The sequence below is a fragment of the Polaribacter sp. KT 15 genome, from assembly GCF_900143115.1.
In the GTDB taxonomy this organism is placed as follows: Bacteria; Bacteroidota; Bacteroidia; order Flavobacteriales; family Flavobacteriaceae; genus Polaribacter; species Polaribacter marinaquae.
In genome coordinates, this window is the sequence record NZ_LT670850.1 from 2,171,087 (window position 1) to 2,190,000 (window position 18,914).

Below are 18,914 nucleotides of genomic sequence, written 5' to 3' on the forward strand. Positions count from 1 at the left end.
GTGATAATAATGTATCTTCGCAAAAAACAAATTTTATGAGTATTTTTTATGTAATTATTGGTTTAGTTATGTTGGTTGTTGGTGGTGAGTTTTTAGTAAAATCTTCTATAGGTTTGTCATTTAAACTAAATATATCTAAAATGGTTATTGGTATGACGGTAGTTTCTTTTGCTACTTCTGCACCAGAGTTACTTGTAAGTTTACAAGCTGCTTTAGATGGCTCTCCGGCAATTGCTATAAATAATGTTATTGGTTCTAACATTGCAAATATTGGTTTGGTTTTAGGCATTACAGCGATTATTGGACCAATAGCTGTAGATAAAGGATTCTATAAATTGAATTGGCCGGTTATGATGGTTTTTTCTTTGGTTCTTTATTATTTCTTAAAAAATGACAATATTTTAACTACAGCAGAAGGAATTATTTTATTAATAGGTTTAGCTATTTTCTTATTTGTTTTAATAAGGAATGCACGCAAAGAAGATGTTTCTTTAGAGGATGTTGATGAAGCTTTGGAGTCAATTGGTTACGGCAAAATTTTTATTTGGTTGTTAATTGGAGCTATTGCACTTTATTATGGATCTGAATTTTTAGTTGACGGAGCCAAGGATATTGCTAAAAACATGGGTGTAAGTGAAGGAGTGATATCAATAACAATGATTGCGATAGGAACTAGTGTACCAGAATTGGCTGCATCTGTAATAGCGGCTGTTAAAGGAGAAAAAGCAATATCTCTAGGGAATTTAATTGGTTCTAATATATTTAATATAGCATCTGTACTAGGTGTAACATCTTTAGTGAAAAACATCTATGTTACAGAAGATCAAATTTTGTCAAGAGATATCTTTTGGATGCTAGGTTTTGCTGCTGTTTTAATTCCTTTAGTTTTTCTACCTAAAAAGTATATTTTAAGTAGGTTTAAAGGTATATTTCTATTTATTACTTATGTACTATTTATCTATTTAGTTCTTTAAAAATTAGGCATAAAAAAAGCTCGCAATTTGCGAGCTTTTTTGGTTTTGATTATTAGTCTTAGCTAATATTTGCAGACTTTACAGTCTTTATAATTCTACCAGCAATTTTGTATGGATCTCCATTAGAAGCAGGTCTTCTGTCTTCTAACCATCCTTTCCATCCTTTTTCTACTGTAATAATTGGTATTCTAATTGATGCTCCTCTATCAGAAATTCCCCAAGAGAAATCGTTAATAGATGCAGTTTCATGATCACCAGTTAAACGTTGGTCGTTAAACTCACCGTAAACAGCAATATGTTCTTTTACAACTGGTCTAAACGCTTCACAGATTTTACCATAAATTTCTTCAGAACCACAAGTTCTTAAAACTTCGTTAGAGAAGTTTGCGTGCATACCAGATCCATTCCAATCCATATCTTTTCCTAATGGTTTTGGATGATAATCGATATAGTAACCATATTGTTCAGTTAATCTATCTAATAAGTAACGCGCAATCCAGATTTCATCACCTGCTTTTTTTGCTCCTTTAGCAAATAATTGGAACTCCCATTGACCAGATGCAACTTCTTGATTGATACCTTCAAAATTTAAACCTGCATCAATACAAAGATCTGCATGTTTTTCAACTAAAAGTCTTCCGTGAGTATTTTTTCCACCTACAGAACAGTAATACATTCCTTGTGGAGCTGGATAACCACCAATAGGGAAACCTAAAGGTAATTGAGTTTTAGTATCCATAATAAAGTATTCTTGTTCGAAACCAAACCAGAAATCGTTATCATCATCATCAATTGTAGCTCTACCATTAGAAACGTGTGGTGTTCCGTCTGCATTTAAAACTTCAGTCATAACTAAATAACCGTTTATTCTTGCTGGATCTGGATAGATTGCAACAGGCTTTAATAAACAATCAGAGTCACCTCCAGAAGCTTGTTTTGTAGATGAACCATCAAAAGACCAATTACTTAATTCTTCAACTGTTCCTTGAAAGTTTTCATGTTCTTCAACTTTGGTTTTACTTCTCATGTTCTGAGTAGGGTAATAACCATCTAACCAAATGTATTCTAATTTAATTTTTGCCATAATAAATAATTGTGTATGATGTTAACATTACAAAAATGAAATATTTTACCTACATATCAAAAAAAATAGGGGTAAAATGTCTAATTTTGTAAAAAAATAATTTAATCCCTAATTTTAATGGGGGTCATTTATTTAAAAGTAAAAAAAAGACTTAAAAAAATAACAATATGTCAATTATTAGGTTCAATGCTTTACAGGAAACTTTAAGAAGAAAACCGATTAAAGTGCAACAAAGTGAAAAAAGATCGACTCTTTTTGGACAGAATGTGTTTAATAAATATGCTATGCAACAGTATCTTACACGTTCTGCCTATGAAAGTGTAATGAATGCTATTGAGCATGGTACAAGAATAGATAGAAAAATTGCAGATCAGGTTGCAGTTAGCATGAAAGATTGGGCCATGTCTAAAGGTGCTACTCATTATACGCATTGGTTTCAGCCATTAACCGGCGCAACTGCAGAAAAACATGACGCTTTTTTCGAGTCTATAAATGGTAGTTTGGCAATGGAAAAGTTTGATGGAGAACAATTGGTGCAACAAGAACCAGATGCTTCTAGTTTTCCTACAGGCGGTATAAGAAATACTTTTGAAGCAAGAGGTTATACTGCTTGGGATCCTACATCGCCTGCTTTTATTTACGAAAGAACATTATGTATACCTACTATTTTTGTTGCTTATACAGGTGAAGCTTTAGATAATAAAACTCCGCTTTTAAGAGCTTTACAAGCCATCGATACGCACGCTACAGCTGTTTGTAAATATTTTGATAAAACAATTAGCAAGGTAAATGCAACCTTAGGTTGGGAGCAAGAGTTTTTCTTAGTTGATAATGCATTGGCATTGTCTAGACCAGATATTCAATTAACAGGTAGAACATTATTAGGCCATTTTTCTGCAAAAGGTCAACAATTAGACGATCATTACTTTGGTATTATTCCGGTGAGAGTTATGAGCTTTATGCAAGATTTAGAAGAAGAGTGCATGCTTTTAGGAATTCCTGTAAAAACAAGACATAATGAAGTCGCTCCAAATCAGTTTGAAGTCGCGCCAATTTTTGAAGAAGCAAATTTAGCAGTAGATCATAATTCTTTACTGATGGATGTTATGCAGAAAGTTGCAAAACGACATAATTTTAGAGTTCTGTTTCACGAAAAGCCATTTGCAGGAATTAACGGTTCTGGTAAACATAACAACTGGTCTTTATCATTAGATAATGGTACAAATTTGCTAAGTCCAGGTAAAACGCCGATGAAAAACCTACAATTTCTTACATTTTTTGTAAATACAATTAAAGCGGTTTACGAATATGAAGAACTGTTAAGAGCTTCTGTAGTATCTGCAGGAAATGATTTTAGGTTAGGAGCAAGTGAAGCGCCACCGCCAATAATTTCTGTATTTATAGGAAATCAATTATCGGCAGTTTTAGATGAATTAGAAAATGTTACTAAAGGTAAATTATCACCTCAAGAAAAAACAGATTTAAAATTAAATATCATTGGTAAAATTCCAGAGATTTTATTAGATAATACTGATAGAAATAGAACTTCTCCTTTTGCTTTTACTGGAAATAAATTTGAGTTTAGAGCAGTAGGTTCTTCTGCAAATTGTGCAGGACCAATGACTGTTTTAAATACAATTGTTGCAAAACAATTAAAAGAATTTAAAATTGAAGTAGATAAATTAATCGAAACAAAAAGTCTTAAAAAAGACGAAGCAGTCTTTAATGTTTTAAGAGAATATATTAAAGAGTCTAAAAAAATTAGATTTGATGGAGACGGTTACGGTGATGCTTGGGAAAAAGAAGCTGTAAAAAGAGGATTAAGTAATAATAAAAATACACCAGAGGCATTAAAAATTATTACTTCGGATAAAGTTGTAAGCTTATACGAAGAAATGGATGTAATGAGTAAAGTAGAAGTAGAGGCTCGTTACGAAATAAAATTAGAAGAGTACACCAAACGCATGCAAATAGAAAGCAGAGTTTTGGCAGATGTTGCAAGAAACCATGTTGTGCCAACAGCTATAATTTATCAGAATACATTATTAGAGAATACTAAGAATTTAAAAGAAATTTTTGGAGATGAGTTTAAAAAGATAGCCAAAGAGCAAGTAGAATTAATTATGGTAATTTCTAACCATATTACAGAAATTAATGCTTTGGTAATTAAAATGGAAGAACAAAGATCGAAAGCAAATAAGCAAAATGGGTTAAAATCTGCACAACAATATTGCAATAAAGTAAAACCTTTTTTCGAAGAAATTCGTTTTCATTGCGATCAATTAGAAACAATGGTAGATGATAATATTTGGCCTTTAACAAAATACAGAGAGCTGTTATTTACTAGATAAAAATATAACAGAACAAGTATGGCTTTTTTTAATCAAAAGACTAAATTTGCATCAACAACAACACAACAACATGAGTAAAGAAGTTTCTAAAAGATACGCACAAAGAGGTGTTTCTGCATCTAAAGAAGATGTACATAATGCTATTAAAAATATAGATAAAGGTTTGTTTCCGAAGGCATTTTGTAAAATTGTGCCAGATTATCTAACAAACGATGAAGACTATTGCTTAATAATGCACGCAGATGGTGCAGGTACAAAATCTTCATTAGCATACATTTATTGGAAAGAAACTGGTGATGTTTCTGTTTGGAAAGGTATTGCTCAAGATGCATTAATAATGAATATCGACGATTTATTATGTGTTGGTGCTACAGATAATATTATGTTATCGTCTACAATTGGACGAAATAAAAGTAAAATTCCTGGTGAAGTTTTATCAGCAATTATTAATGGTACCGAAGAATTAATTGAAGATTTAAAGAAATTTGGAGTTACAATTCATTCTACAGGAGGAGAAACTGCAGATGTTGGAGATTTGGTGCGAACAATTATTGTAGATTCTACAGTAACTGCAAGAATGAAACGTACTGATGTAATTGACAATGCAAATATTAAAGCTGGTGATGTAATTGTTGGTTTAGAGTCTTTTGGACAAGCAACTTATGAAACTGAATATAATGGCGGAATGGGTTCTAACGGATTAACTTCGGCTAGACACGATGTTTTTCATAAATATTTAGCAGAAAAATATCCAGAAAGCTTTGACGCAGCTGTGCCAGAAGATTTAGTGTATTCTGGTAATACAAAATTAACAGATAAAGTAGAAAATTCTCCTATCGACGCAGGTAAATTGGTTTTATCTCCAACAAGAACATACGCGCCAATTATTAAAGAAATTTTAAATAATTTTTCTTCGGATAAAGTGCATGGTATGATTCATTGTTCTGGCGGAGCGCAAACTAAAATTTTACATTTTGTAGATAATTTACACATTGTAAAAGATAACATGTTCGAAATACCACCTTTATTTAAATTGATACAAGAACAATCTAAAACAGATTGGAAAGAAATGTATCAAGTATTTAACTGTGGTCATAGAATGGAAGTGTATGTTTCTCCGGAAATTGCAGAAAATATTATAGAGATTTCTAAATCTTTTAATGTTGATGCTAAAATTGTAGGTAGAGTAGAAGCTTCAGAAACCAAAAAACTGACAATAAAAAGTGAGTTTGGTACTTTTGAGTATTAAGCTTATTAAAAATAAATTTTACTAAAAACTCTAAACATTACCGTTTAGAGTTTTTTATTGAATTATCTTTTCTTAAAAACGAAATCAATCTTAAAATCGTTGTTAGAAACTTCGGCTTTTAAAAGTTTGTTTTCTAGGTAGTATTTTATTTTTGTGGGAAACTCATTTTCTAAATTCTCACAAATAAAAGAAGTGTCGGTTTGTTGTGTGAATTTAAAAAGAGTTGCTGTTTCATTTACGCCTGCAACTTTTAAATATAAAGTATCTTTTAAATTAATAATTTCCATTTGTTCGTAAAAAGTTGTGTCTTTACCTTTTAGAGTAATCCCTTCTCCTGTAAAATTTTTATGCCAAGTTTCTAGTGTTAAAGTGCTATCTGCTTTTTCTACTCGAATCCATTTTCCTATTAAAAATGAAGGTTTTTTTAATATTGTTTTTTCTTTATTACAAGAAAAAATAATCAAGAAACAGCATAAAATTAGTGTTGGTTTCATTTTTAAAATTTAGAAATATTCAAATATACTCAAAACGAAACATTTAACTTTCCGATAAAAATTGTAAATTCGCAATCCAAGAAAAGAGTAGAAGATGTTAGATAAATTAAGAATTGTTAAGCAACGTTATGATGAGGTTTCTGATTTGATTATTCAGCCAGAAATTATCATGGATCAAAAGCGTTACGCGCAATTAATGAAAGAATATAAAGATTTAGGTGATGTGGTTAAAAAGGGTGATGAATATCAAACTTTAACAAACAACATCGAAGAAGCTAAAGAAATTTTAGCCGACGGTTCTGATGCAGAGATGAACGAAATGGCAAAGATGGAAATTGAAGAAGCTAATGTTAGAATTCCTCAATTAGAAGAGGAAATTAAAATATTATTAATACCAAAAGACCCTGAAGATTCTAAAAATGCGGTTGTAGAATTACGTGCAGGAACTGGTGGAGATGAAGCAAGTATTTTTGCAGGAGATTTATTTAGAATGTATTCTAAATATTGCGAAAGTAAAGGTTGGAAAGTTTCTACTGTAGATTATTCTGAAGGAACAAATGGTGGTTTTAAAGAAATTCAGTTTGAAGTTTCTGGTAATGATGTATATGGTACTTTAAAATTTGAAGCTGGTGTACATCGTGTACAAAGAGTTCCGCAAACAGAAACTCAAGGTAGAGTCCACACATCTGCAGCAACATGTATGGTTTTTCCTGAAGCAGAAGAATTTGATGTAGAAATTAATCCGAAAGATGTAAGAATAGACTTTTTCTGTTCTTCTGGTCCTGGTGGGCAATCTGTTAACACTACATATTCTGCTGTGCGTTTAACACATATTCCTACAGGTTTAGTGGCGCAATGTCAAGATCAAAAATCGCAACATAAAAATAAAGAAAAAGCATTTAAAGTTTTACGTTCTAGATTGTATGATATGGAGCTAGAAAAGAAAAATGCAGAAGATGCTTTAAAACGTGGTTCTATGGTTTCTTCTGGAGATAGAAGTGCAAAAATTAGAACGTATAATTATGCACAAGGTAGGGTTACAGATCATAGAATTGGTTTGTCTTTATATGATTTACCAAATATTGTAAACGGTGATATTCAGAAAATAATCGACGAATTAATGCTTGCTGAAAATACAGAAAAGCTAAAGAGTTTAAATGACGGAATTTAATTTTATCGTTAATTCATAAATAAAAGCCTTAGATTTAAATCTGAGGCTTTTTTATTTCAGGTATTTTTTAAATGATATGAATTAATTTAATTTTTAAGTTGAAATTATCTTTACATAAAAACAAATATTATGATAGCTACAAAAATTATAGGATTAACTTCTGCGTTAACAAAGAGTAAGAAAGCAAAAATAGGTTTACTTTTATTAGAGATTGCAATTATTGCAGTAGCTTATAAAAGTAATAAACAAGAAAAAGCAAGTTTAGGTACTGATGAAAGTATGTAAAATAAAAAAGCGATTAAAGTTCATTACAAACTAATAACCGCCTTTTTCGTGTTAAACAAATATTCGTTAAAAAATCCAATAAATTATACAATTTGGGGGAATTTGATCTAATAACACTACAAAGATATAGTAGTTAAGAGTATCTCACAATCCCTGAAATCAGTGAAATTTTAGTATCCCCGAATTCAGGGATACATAACCCTGAATTCAGGTATAAGTATACTAATTTCCAAATAAGTGTAATTCTGTAAACTCTTTATTTATAGTAATAGATTGATTTTTATCATTATTAACATTGTCTAGTTCAATTTCAACATTATCTATTTGAACAGATTGAATTGCAAATGGTAAATTATGGAAGTTGATTTTAAAACTATGATAGTTTGCATCAAAATCTCCAGATTTGTGTTGTTGTAAAATTAATTCTTCTTTTTTACCAGTAACTTTAAAAGTTCTTAAACTAAATCTTCCTTTCTTATAGTCGTAACCATCGTGGGCATCGTCAAACAATTGAGAGGTTTCTTTTCCTTTTTTGTAATAAACATCTAATGTTATTTCATCAAATTCTTTTTCACCGACATATTGTTGTACAGGATATTTAGGAATAACAGCACCTTCTTTAATAAAAATTGGCATACTATCAATATCTGCATCTACCCACATTTCTTTACCACCTTCTACAACTTCGTTTGTCCAGAAGTTATACCATTTTCCTCTTGGTATATACATTCTTCTACCTTTTGCATTGGGTTCTATAATTGGACAAATTAAAATTTGTTCTCCGTAAACAAACTCATCACTTCTATAATGTGTAGAGGTATCTTCTTGATCGTATAAAACCAAAGATTTTAAAATAGGGCTACCATCATTTATATATTTCCAAAAAGCGGTATATAAATAAGGTAATAATTGATATCTAAGTTCCACGAATTTTCTAACAATATCTGTTATTTCAGTTCCAAAAACCCAAGGTTCTTGATCTCCGTGATCTCCAGAAGAATGTACTCTACAAAATGCATGAAATACACCTAACTGAATCCATCTAGCAAATAATTCTCCTTGAGGTTGTTCTGCAAAACCGCCAATATCACTTCCGGCAAAAGAAAAACCAGACATTGCCATTCTTTGCGCTTGATTGTTTGCAATTGCTAAATGTTCCCAAGTTGCAACATTATCGCCCATCCAGGTAGATGTGTAACGTTGTGCACCAGAATATGCAGATCTTGTAATTACAAAAGGTCTTTTTGGATATGCATATTTTTTTAAACCATGGTAAGTTGCACGTGCCATTTGTGTACCATAAATATTGTGTGCTTTTCTATGAGAACAAGGGTTGCCATCATAATCATGACGCACATCATTTGGAAAAGATTTGTTAGGAACATCCATTACTGCAGGTTCGTTCATATCATTCCAAACTCCTTTTACACCAATATCTTCTATCAATTCTTTAAACAAACCAGACCACCATTCTCTAACTTCTGGCTTTGTATAATCAGGAAAATAACATTCACCAGGCCAAACTTTACCTTTCATATAAGGTCCGTCTGCTCTTTTACAAAAATAATCTTTGTCTAAAGCTTCTTTAAAAACGTCGTATTCTAAATCAATTTTAATTCCTGGATCTATAATTACAACAGTTTTAAAACCATCGTCTTCTAATTCTTTCACCATTCTCTTAGGATCTGGAAAATGATTTTTATCCCAAGTAAAACATCTAAAACCATCCATATAATCGATGTCTAAATAAATCGCATCACAAGGAATTTGTAAATCTCTAAATGTTTTTGTGATTTGTTTTACATTACTTTCTGGGTAATAACTCCATTTACATTGATGAAAACCCAATGCCCATAACGGTGGTAATGCATGTGGTTTACCTGTTAAATCTGTATAATTTTTAACAACATCATCCATTTTTGGTCCGTAGATAAAATAATAATTCATTTCACCACCTTGCGCCCAAAAACTTGCTACATTTCTTCTTTCATGTGCAAAGTCAAAATGAGTTTTAAAAGTATTGTCAAAGAAAACTCCGTAAGATTTGTTGTCTTGTATTGCTGTATAAAACGGAATTGCTTTATAAATAGGATCTGTATTTTTACCGAAAGCATAAGAATCTGTTGCCCAATTTTCGAAGCGTTTTCCTTTTAAATTTACTTCTACAGGTTTGTCACCTAAACCATAAAAGCTTTCTCCTTTTTGGCAGATTTTACTCATTTTTACAATGTCGCCACCAAACTCGTAGCTTTCTTCCCAATGAAAACCAATTTCGTCTTCATTAATAAGTTTATTATCAAGAGCATCAAATAATTTTACTTGTAAACTTAGTTTTTCTACTTTACAGATAAGTTTAGATGTTGTGATGATATAATTTTTTTCATCTTCTGATACATCTAAAAAACTATATCCTCTGCTAGCGTGTATAGTAACACCATAAGAAAAATCATTTTCGAATTTACCAGTTGTGCTGTATCGAAAACGAATTACACTGTCTCTAACAACAGTAACTTGTAAAACAACACCATTTTTTGTGTTAAAATAAAGTGTATCTACATCCTTTTGGTAACTTATTATTTCTGATGGAAATAAATTCCCTTTCTGTTCTAATTCTGTATTAACAATCATAATCTTGGTTGTTTAAATATTCATTCAAAAATCGTTAAAGTTTTAGATTTTTTAGTAATAAAAATGTTATTTCTACGATAACGTTTAAGTCTGTGTTAAAAACAAAAATATTACTTATTTATTTAAAAATTAGGCAAATAAGATTTCTTTTCTATGTTAAGAAAAGATTTTTTAAAGTCTTAAAAATGACGTTTATTTTTGTGAAGTTTAAAATTTAAATCCTCTTTTTTTATGATACTATTAGTATTTTTATAAAGAGGATTTAGATTTTAAGTTTATTTAAATTTGAAAGCTAACATACTTAGCGGAGGTAAGTTTAATTCGATTGAATTTAATCTATTATTCCAACTTTTTTTGTTAGACTTTAGTTTAATGTTTTTGTAATTATTAGTTCCATTAAAAATTTGCTTATCACTATTAAAAACTTCTTTTAATGTACCCGATTTAGGCAAGCCAATTCTGTAATTTTCTCTAGGAACAGGTGTTAGGTTTAAAACAATTATTACATCATTTTTTGGTTCGTTTCCTTTTCTGATGAAAGATAGTACAGAGTTCTCATGATCGCCATGATCTATCCATTCGAAACCTTCAAACGAAAATTGTTTTTGATGTAAAGCTGGTTCTGTTTTGTAAAATAAGTTAAGTTCTTTAACCAGATTCTGAACACCTTTATGAACATCATATTCTAATAAATGCCAATCTAAACTTCCGTTAAAATTCCATTCACTTGTTTGACCAAATTCTGCACCTTGAAATAAAAGTTTGGTTCCTGGATGTGTATACATAAAACTATATAATAGCCTTAAGTTGGCGAATTTTTGCCACTCATCACCAGGCATTTTCTCTACAATTGCTTTTTTTCCGTAAACAACTTCGTCATGCGAAAGCGGTAGCATAAAGTTTTCTGTAAATGCATAATTTAAGCTAAAGGTTAAATCATTTTGATGATGTTTTCTATAAATTGGTTCTTTCGCAAAATAGTCTAAAGAATCATGCATCCAACCCATCATCCATTTCATTCCAAAACCTAATCCGTCAGAAAAAACAGGACTAGAAACTTTAGGAAAAGATGTTGATTCTTCTGCAATTGTTTGCACATCTGGGTAGTTTTCGTAGACGGCAACATTCATTTCTTTAATAAATGCAATTGCTTCTAAGTTTTCTCTATCACCAAATTCATTAGGTTCCCATTCGCCATCTTTTCTAGAATAATCTAAAAATAACATGGATGCTACAGCGTCTACTCTTAAACCGTCTGCATGATATTGATCTAACCAAAACAATGCATTGCTTATTAAGAAAGACTTTACTTCATTTCTTCCGTAGTTAAAAATTAAACTTTTCCAGTCTTGATGATATCCTTTTCTAACATCTGGATGTTCGTATAAATTAGAGCCATCAAAAAATCCTAAACCATGTGCATCCGAAGGAAAGTGAGACGGAACCCAATCTAAAATTACACCAATATTATTTTCGTGAAATTTATCTACTAAATATTTAAACTCATCAGGATAACCAAATCTAGATGTTGGCGCAAAATAACCTGTTAATTGATATCCCCAACTTGGATCATAAGGATATTCCATTATCGGCATAAATTCTACGTGTGTAAAATTCATTTCTATCACATAATTTACCAATTCTTCGGCCAATTCATTATAACTTAAAAATCGATTTTCTTCAATTTTTTGTTTCCAAGAGTTTAAATGAACTTCGTAAACGGAATAAGGAGCGTTTAACGCGTTCTTTTCTTTGCGAGATTTCATCCATTTTTTATCTTTCCAAGAATAATTATCTTCCCAAACTATTGATGCAGTTTTTGGTGGATGCTCGCATCTTCGAGCATAAGGATCTGCCTTTTCTGTTACAATATTGTTATTGTTACTTTGTATTTTATATTTGTAAACACTTCCTTTTTCTACAAAAGGGATAAAGCCTTCCCAAATACCACTAGAATCCCATCTTACATTTAATTGATGTTCTTTGTCGTTCCAATAATTAAAATCTCCTACAACAGAAACTTCTTTAGCACTTGGTGCCCAAACTGCAAAATAGGTACCAGTTATACCATCAACTGTTGTAATGTGCGAGCCAAATTTTTCATATAATCTGTAATGCTTACCAGCTTTAAATAAATTAATATCAAAATCTGAAAATAGTGAATGTGCTATAACTTTAGACATGTAATGCTTTTAAAAATTGAAAATAATCAGATATTAAATTACTGTTCCTTTGGGTATGATTGCACCTTTTTTAACAACAACAATTCCTTCTTTAATTTGATAAGTTTCTGTTTCGATATCTTCTAAATGTGGTCCTCCATTAATTTTAGTATCATCACCAATTCGACAATTTTTATCTATAATACAATTGTTAATTGTACATCTGTCTCCAATACCAACTTGATTTTCGATATTATTTTTTTTGATGTCTTCTAAAGATTCGTAAAAATCGTTACCCATCATGTAAGTGTTTGTAACGATTGTCTCTTTACCAATTCTAGAACGAATACCAATCACAGATTTTTCTATTTTTTCTGCATTTATAATACATCCATCAGCAATTATTGTTTTGTTAAGTTTTGTATTAGAAATTTTTGATGTTGGTAAAATTCTCGCTCTTGTATAAACTCTGTTTTCGTCGTATAAATTAAACTTAGGTAAATCGTCGGTTAGTCCTAAGTTTGCTTCGAAAAATGAATCAATGTTTCCTATATCTGTCCAATAACCTTCATATGGATAACTCATTGTTTTGTGTTCTCCAATTGCTTGCGGAATTATTTCTTTACCGAAATCTATAGTATCTGGATTGGCCATTAATTCTACCAATAATTCTCGATTAAAAATATAAATTCCCATAGATGCTAAGTAATTTCTACCTTCATCTTTCATTTCATCACTCACATCAGACGTCCAATCTGGTAAAAGCTCTGCGTTTGGTTTTTCTATAAAAGAAGTTATTGTGTTGTCTTCATCTGTTTTTAAAATACCAAAAGAAGTTGCGTCTTTTGCATTTACAGGATATGTTGCTATCGATATTTTTGCGCCACTTTCTTCGTGTTTAGCAATCATATCTCTAAAATCCATGTTATATAATTGATCTCCTGATAAAATTAAAGCATATTTAAAATCGTGTTCTAAAAAATGATGCATGCTTTGTCTTACAGCATCGGCAGTTCCTTGAAACCATTTATCACTTTCCATGGTTTGTTCTGCTGCTAAAACATCTACAAAAGCAGAACTAAAAAAGCTAAAATGATATGTATTTTTTATGTGCTGATTTAAAGAAGCAGAGTTAAACTGAGTTAAAACATACATTCTTTTAATATCTGCATTTATACAATTTGAGATAGGAATATCTACCAAACGGTATTTTCCTGCAATTGGTACAGCAGGTTTAGATCTATCTTTAGTTAAAGGATACAATCTAGAACCTTGACCACCTCCTAAAATAATTCCAAGTACTTTGTCGTTTATCATTTGTTTAATTTTTTAAAGAATTATATAAATTGACATATTCTCTAGCCGAATTGCTCCAAGAATGGTCTATTTGCATTATATTTTGAATGTTATTATTAAATGTTTGCTTGTCTTTATAAAAGTCTGTAGCTCTTAAAATAGCATTGGTAACAATAGAAACTGTTACGCCTTTATGACAAATTCCGAAACCATTTTGATCTTTAATATCTACAATTGTATCTTTTAAACCACCAATGGCGTTTACAACAGGCACAGTGCCGTATCGTAAAGAGTACATTTGATTAAGCCCACAAGGTTCTACACGAGATGGCATTAATAAAAAATCTGCAGCAGCATAAATTATATGTGCTAATTTTTCATCATAACCAATAAATGTGTTAAAGTTATTTTTAGGTATTTTATTAAGTTTTTCTTCGGTTTCTTTATGACCAGAACCCAATAAAAATATGGAAATATTATTATTGGATAATGCCCTTGTAAAAATCTCTGGGAATAAATCTGCACCTTTTTCACCAACTAACCGTCCAATAAATGCAAATAAAGGTTTATCAATATCTAAATTATAATTCTCACAAAGCCATTTTTTATTAGCTAGTTTTCCTTTTTGGGCATTTTCAATAGTATAATTTTCTATTAAACGATTGTCTGTATTAGTGTTCCAAACATCGGTGTCGATTCCGTTTAATATACCAATACATTTTTTGCTTTCATGACTTAATAATACCTCTAAACCATTGGCATTATTTTTTAATTCTTCCATATAAGAAGGCGATACCGTTGTAACTTTCCACGCACATTTAATTGCAGCGGCTAACGGATTTATACTTCCGTCCCAATCTAAAAGACCAACTTTTGTAAAATCGAACGGAGGAATTAAATTTACTTTATTATGAGAAAACCAACCTTGGTATTGTGCATTATGAATAGTTAAAATAGTTGGCGTATCTTTTAAAGCTATGTATTTATGACATTGCGAAACCATAAAAGGAATTAATCCTGTATGGTGATCATGAACGTGCAGAATATCTGGTTTATTATCTATGGATAAAATCCAGTCTAAAGTGGCAGTTTGAAACGCTAAAAAACGATTTGTATCATCATTAGAATAAACATATTCTTTGTAGGTTAAATCTGGTATGTCAATAAAAAAAATATCAAAACCTAAATCATTGTCTTTAAGTTTTAAAACCTTAAAGTTGTAATAGTTGTGTCCTAAAGCGATAAAGTTTTCATGAATTTTATCAAAAGAATTTTCTTTAGTAAACTTATTATTGTAAAAAGGCATTACCACATTACTGGTAGTGCCTATTTCTTTTTGGTACTTTGGTAAAGCACCTACAACATCTGCGAGACCACCTACTTTTGCAATAGGAAAGCACTCTGCACTAATATGTAGTATATTCAAAACTTATTTAGTTGATTAGTTCTTAAAGTTACAAAATATAAGTAGAACTATAAATTTTGAATGCAAAAATTAATATTAATCTAAGAATCAGTTATTTAATTTAGATTTATCTCAGTTTAACTAATTTTAATTACGAATTTCTTTGTTTATTAATTTCGTCTTGTAATTCTCTTCTAAGTTTTTGTTCTCTTTCAATAGATTTTTTTCTATGTTTTTCATATTCAGATTCTACCTCTATAAGATCACTTTTAGCTTTTTTAGTAAGTATATTGTTTCTAGTGTATTTAAATATAAAATAGGCTAGACTTAGTAATAAGACAAGTATGATTGTCCATAATATTAGGTTGTACGTTGTTTTACTCACTTGTGCACCTAATAAAGATATAGATCCTTCTTTCTGTATTGCAGTTGCTAACTTGTTTTTTGTATCGTTAAGCGTTTCTAAAGTTTTTTTTGTGTTTTCTCTTTCTGTATTTAAAAGTCCGTTCTTTACGTTTACTAATTCTTTAGAATTTTTAAGAGAATCTAAAACATTTTGTTTTAACTGTAAAAACTTATCTTTACTTATAACCTTATATGTTTGGTAAGTTGTAGAAGTTCTATATATTTTATCGAACTGCCCGCTAAGTGATGTGTCTTCTGGTTTTGTAGTTTCTTGTGCAATTGAAATTACAGTAATAAATAAAGCTGTGAGTGTTATCAGTTTTAATCTCATTTTATAATATTTGATATGATTTTTAAAATAATAAAAGTAATAAAAAAACCCAAACGTATACGTTTGGGTTTTTATTATAAGCAAGTAATTTATATTTATTTAATTTTCTCTACAACTGCCTTAAAAGCGTCTGGGTTGTTAACAGCTAAATCAGCTAAAACCTTACGGTTTAATTCGATATTATTAGCTTTTACTTTCCCCATAAACTGAGAGTAAGACATTCCGTGTAAACGAGCTGCAGCGTTAATACGTACAATCCATAAAGAACGGAAGTTTCTCTTATTGTTTTTACGGTCACGGTATGCATAAAGCATTCCTTTTTCAACCGCATTTTTTGCTACTGTGTAAACGTTTTTTCTACGTCCGAAGTAACCTTTTGCTGCCTTCAAGATTTTTTTTCTTCTTTTTCTTGAGGCTACTGAATTTACTGATCTTGGCATAATTTCAATGTGTTTTGTAGTAGGCGATTCTTTTCAGAATACTTTTCATATTTGGCCTAACTCCATGGTTAATAATTAAATTCCCTGGTTAAACTTATTTTAAGTTTAACTGTTGCTTAATGTTAGACTCATCTGCTTTATGTACTAAAGCTGCATGAGTTAACTTTAATTTACGTTTTTTAGACTTCTTTGTTAAGATGTGACTTTTAAACGCGTGCTTTCTTTTTAATTTTCCAGTACCAGTAACTTTAAATCGTTTTTTGGCGCTAGATTTTGTTTTCATTTTCGGCATTTCTCCTTCGTTTTTATCTTGCTTATAAGATTGTTATTTTACTTTTTTAGGAGCAATAAACATAATCATACGTTTACCTTCTAATTTCGGAAGCTGCTCCACTTTACCATACTCTTCTAATTCTTGTGCTAACTTTAAAAGTAAAATTTGTCCTTGTTCTTTAAATATAATAGAACGACCTTTAAAGAATACAAACGCTTTTAATTTAGCTCCTTCTTGTAAGAATTTAATGGCATGCTTTTTCTTAAATTCATAATCATGCTCATCTGTTTGAGGTCCAAAACGTATTTCTTTAATAGTTACTTTAGTAGCTTTAGATTTTAAAGCTTTTTCACGTTTCTTTTGCTCATACAAGAATTTCTTGTAATCAATAATTTTACAAACAGGTGGTTTCGCTTTTGGTGAAATCTCTACCAAATCCAATTCCTGTTCTCTGGCTAATTCTTTAGCTTTAGCTAAAGGATATACACCAACTTCTACATTATCGCCCACAAGACGAACTTCGTCAACATATTTTATTTTTTCATTAATCCTATGTTGATCTTCTTTGATTACTCTTAACGGTCTTCTCGACCTACTTCTACGTATTGCTATGACTTATAAATTTAAATTATACATTTAGTTGTGTTACCAACCTTTTATTTTTGTTGAAATTCAAAATTAATTAAAATTTCTTCAATGTTTTACTTTCTTCTGTTTTAATTAAAGAAATAAATTCTTCAATTCTAAAGGTTCCAATATCACCTTCTCCATGTCTTCTTACAGAAACTGTGCCATCTTGTTCTTCTTTCTCACCAACAATTACCATAAAAGGTATTTTGCTTACTTCTGCATCTCTAATCTTACGACCAGTTTTTTCACTTCTATTGTCTACTAGGGCGCGAATTTCGGAATTTTCTAACGATTCTAAAACTTTTTCTGAATATTTTTGATATTTATCACTGATTGGCAATAAGATAACTTGATCTGGAGTTAGCCAAAGTGGGAAATTTCCGCCTGTATGTTCTAACAAAACAGCAATAAATCTTTCCATAGAACCAAAAGGGGCTCTATGTATCATTACTGGTCTGTGTTGTTGATTGTCAGATCCTTTATAGGTCAAATCAAAACGCTTAGGTAAGTTGTAGTCTACTTGTATTGTACCAAGTTGCCAGCTTCTACCTAAAGCATCCTTTACCATAAAGTCTAACTTTGGACCATAAAAAGCAGCTTCACCTTCTTCTACAACATAATCCAATCCTTTATCTTTTGCTGCACTAATAATTGCGTTTTCTGCAATTTCCCAAGTGTCGGTATCTCCAATGTATTTCTCTGGATTGCTTTTATCTCTTATAGAAACTTGAGCTGTAAAGTCTTCAAAACCTAAAGATCCAAATACATAAAGTACCAAATCAATTACATCTTTAAATTCTTGATCTAATTGTTCTGGTGTACAAAATATATGTGCATCATCTTGAGTAAAACCTCTTACACGTGTTAAACCATGTAATTCTCCACTTTGCTCATACCTATATACTGTACCAAATTCTGCAAAACGCTTTGGTAAGTCTTTATAAGAATATGGTTTAAAGTTGTAAACTTCACAGTGATGAGGACAATTCATTGGTTTTAGTAAGAATTCCTCATCCATTTTAGGAGTTTTTATTGCCTGAAAGCTATCTTCTCCGTATTTTTCATAATGACCAGAAGTTACATAAAGCTCTTTTTGACCAATATGCGGTGTCATTACCATCTCATAACCAGCTTTTTTCTGAGCTGCTTTCAAAAAGTTTTCTAATCTAGAACGTAAAGCAGCTCCTTTTGGCAACCATAAAGGTAAACCAGCGCCAACTTTTTGCGAAAAAGTAAAAAGTTCTAATTCTTTACCAAGTTTTCTGTGATCACGTTTTTTAGCTTCTTCTAAAATTTGTAGATATTCAGTTAACATTTTTTGTTTCGGAAATGAGATTCCGTAAACTCTTGTCAATTGATTATTCTTTTCATCGCCACGCCAGTATGCACCAGCAACACTCATTATTTTTATCGCTTTTATAATTCCAGTATTAGGAATGTGTCCTCCTCTACATAAATCTGTAAAATTGCTATGATCACAAAAAGTTATATCACCGTCAGTTAAATTCTCTATTAATTCAACTTTATATTCATTGTTTTCTTTCTTATATAACTCTAATGCATCTGCTTTAGAAACAGATCTTAAAGAAAATTCATGTTTACCACGAGCTATTTCTAAAAATTTAGTTTCTATCTCTTTAAAGTTTTTATCAGAAATTACTTGATCGCCTAAATCTACATCATAATAGAACCCATTTTCTATTGCGGGCCCTATTGTTAGTTTTGCTTTAGGATA

At 30.7% G+C, this 18,914-nt stretch carries 16 protein-coding genes (1 of these 16 cut by a window edge); 5 read left to right on the forward strand and 11 right to left on the reverse strand.

Going from position 1 to position 18,914, the window contains the following annotated elements; genetic code table 11:
• Positions 1–35: 35 nt before the first annotated feature.
• The gene (locus tag B5464_RS09770) at positions 36–974 is read left to right on the forward strand and encodes a calcium/sodium antiporter (RefSeq protein WP_079738211.1); all 939 of its coding nucleotides are present in this window, start codon (positions 36–38) and stop codon (positions 972–974) included.
• Positions 975–1,032: 58 nt separating this feature from the next.
• Here B5464_RS09770 and B5464_RS09775 read toward each other — a convergent pair whose 3' ends face one another.
• Complete coding sequence (locus B5464_RS09775) at positions 1,033–2,058, reverse strand: glutamine synthetase beta-grasp domain-containing protein (RefSeq protein ID WP_079738212.1); 1,026 nt, start codon at positions 2,056–2,058, stop codon at positions 1,033–1,035.
• A gap of 167 nt (positions 2,059–2,225) precedes the next feature.
• Here B5464_RS09775 and B5464_RS09780 point away from each other — a divergent pair, with 167 nt between their 5' ends.
• Positions 2,226–4,409, forward strand: a complete 2,184-nt coding sequence (locus tag B5464_RS09780) for a glutamine synthetase III (RefSeq protein ID WP_079738213.1) — start codon at positions 2,226–2,228, stop codon at positions 4,407–4,409.
• Positions 4,410–4,479: 70 nt separating this feature from the next.
• Positions 4,480–5,658 (forward strand): AIR synthase related protein, encoded by a 1,179-nt coding sequence (locus tag B5464_RS09785; RefSeq protein ID WP_079738214.1) that lies wholly within the window; start codon positions 4,480–4,482, stop codon positions 5,656–5,658.
• A 62-nt stretch (positions 5,659–5,720) separates the two neighbouring features.
• Here the strand turns inward: B5464_RS09785 and B5464_RS09790 are convergent, their stop codons facing one another.
• The gene (locus tag B5464_RS09790) at positions 5,721–6,152 is read right to left on the reverse strand and encodes a hypothetical protein (RefSeq protein WP_079738215.1); all 432 of its coding nucleotides are present in this window, start codon (positions 6,150–6,152) and stop codon (positions 5,721–5,723) included.
• Between the two features lie 94 nt (positions 6,153–6,246).
• Here B5464_RS09790 and prfA point away from each other — a divergent pair, with 94 nt between their 5' ends.
• Together prfA and B5464_RS14355 are read left to right on the forward strand one after the other, a co-directional pair.
• Positions 6,247–7,323: a peptide chain release factor 1 gene (gene prfA, locus B5464_RS09795; RefSeq protein WP_077811202.1), complete on the forward strand. Its 1,077-nt coding sequence runs from the start codon at positions 6,247–6,249 to the stop codon at positions 7,321–7,323.
• 129 nt (positions 7,324–7,452) lie between these two features.
• Positions 7,453–7,608, forward strand: coding sequence for a hypothetical protein (locus B5464_RS14355; protein ID WP_154066961.1), 156 nt, complete (start codon positions 7,453–7,455; stop codon positions 7,606–7,608).
• Between the two features lie 222 nt (positions 7,609–7,830).
• Here B5464_RS14355 and B5464_RS09800 read toward each other — a convergent pair whose 3' ends face one another.
• The 9 genes from B5464_RS09800 to thrS all read right to left on the reverse strand — a co-directional run.
• Positions 7,831–10,236: a glycoside hydrolase family 31 protein gene (locus B5464_RS09800; RefSeq protein ID WP_079738216.1), complete on the reverse strand. Its 2,406-nt coding sequence runs from the start codon at positions 10,234–10,236 to the stop codon at positions 7,831–7,833.
• Between the two features lie 275 nt (positions 10,237–10,511).
• Entirely contained in the window at positions 10,512–12,419 is a 1,908-nt protein-coding gene (gene glgB, locus B5464_RS09805; protein ID WP_079738217.1) for a 1,4-alpha-glucan branching protein GlgB, read from the reverse strand.
• Between the two features lie 33 nt (positions 12,420–12,452).
• On the reverse strand, positions 12,453–13,715 hold the full coding sequence (locus tag B5464_RS09810) for a glucose-1-phosphate adenylyltransferase (protein WP_079738218.1): 1,263 nt from the start codon (positions 13,713–13,715) through the stop codon (positions 12,453–12,455).
• A gap of 4 nt (positions 13,716–13,719) precedes the next feature.
• Complete coding sequence (locus B5464_RS09815; RefSeq protein WP_079738219.1) at positions 13,720–15,120, reverse strand: glycogen synthase; 1,401 nt, start codon at positions 15,118–15,120, stop codon at positions 13,720–13,722.
• Positions 15,121–15,250: 130 nt separating this feature from the next.
• Complete coding sequence (locus B5464_RS09820; RefSeq protein WP_079738220.1) at positions 15,251–15,835, reverse strand: hypothetical protein; 585 nt, start codon at positions 15,833–15,835, stop codon at positions 15,251–15,253.
• 95 nt (positions 15,836–15,930) lie between these two features.
• Positions 15,931–16,275 (reverse strand): 50S ribosomal protein L20, encoded by a 345-nt coding sequence (rplT, locus tag B5464_RS09825; protein WP_036823323.1) that lies wholly within the window; start codon positions 16,273–16,275, stop codon positions 15,931–15,933.
• A gap of 94 nt (positions 16,276–16,369) precedes the next feature.
• Positions 16,370–16,567 carry a 50S ribosomal protein L35 gene (gene rpmI, locus B5464_RS09830; protein WP_077811208.1) on the reverse strand — a complete coding sequence of 66 codons (198 nt, stop codon included), beginning with the start codon at positions 16,565–16,567 and terminating at the stop codon, positions 16,370–16,372.
• Between the two features lie 33 nt (positions 16,568–16,600).
• Positions 16,601–17,119 carry a translation initiation factor IF-3 gene (gene infC, locus B5464_RS09835; protein WP_077811209.1) on the reverse strand — a complete coding sequence of 173 codons (519 nt, stop codon included), beginning with the start codon at positions 17,117–17,119 and terminating at the stop codon, positions 16,601–16,603.
• Between the two features lie 112 nt (positions 17,120–17,231).
• Positions 17,232–18,914 carry the 3' portion of a threonine--tRNA ligase gene (gene thrS, locus B5464_RS09840; protein WP_079738221.1) on the reverse strand. The gene runs 258 nt beyond the window's last position, so only the last 1,683 of its 1,941 coding nucleotides appear in the window; its start codon lies off the right edge, out of view; it ends in the stop codon at positions 17,232–17,234.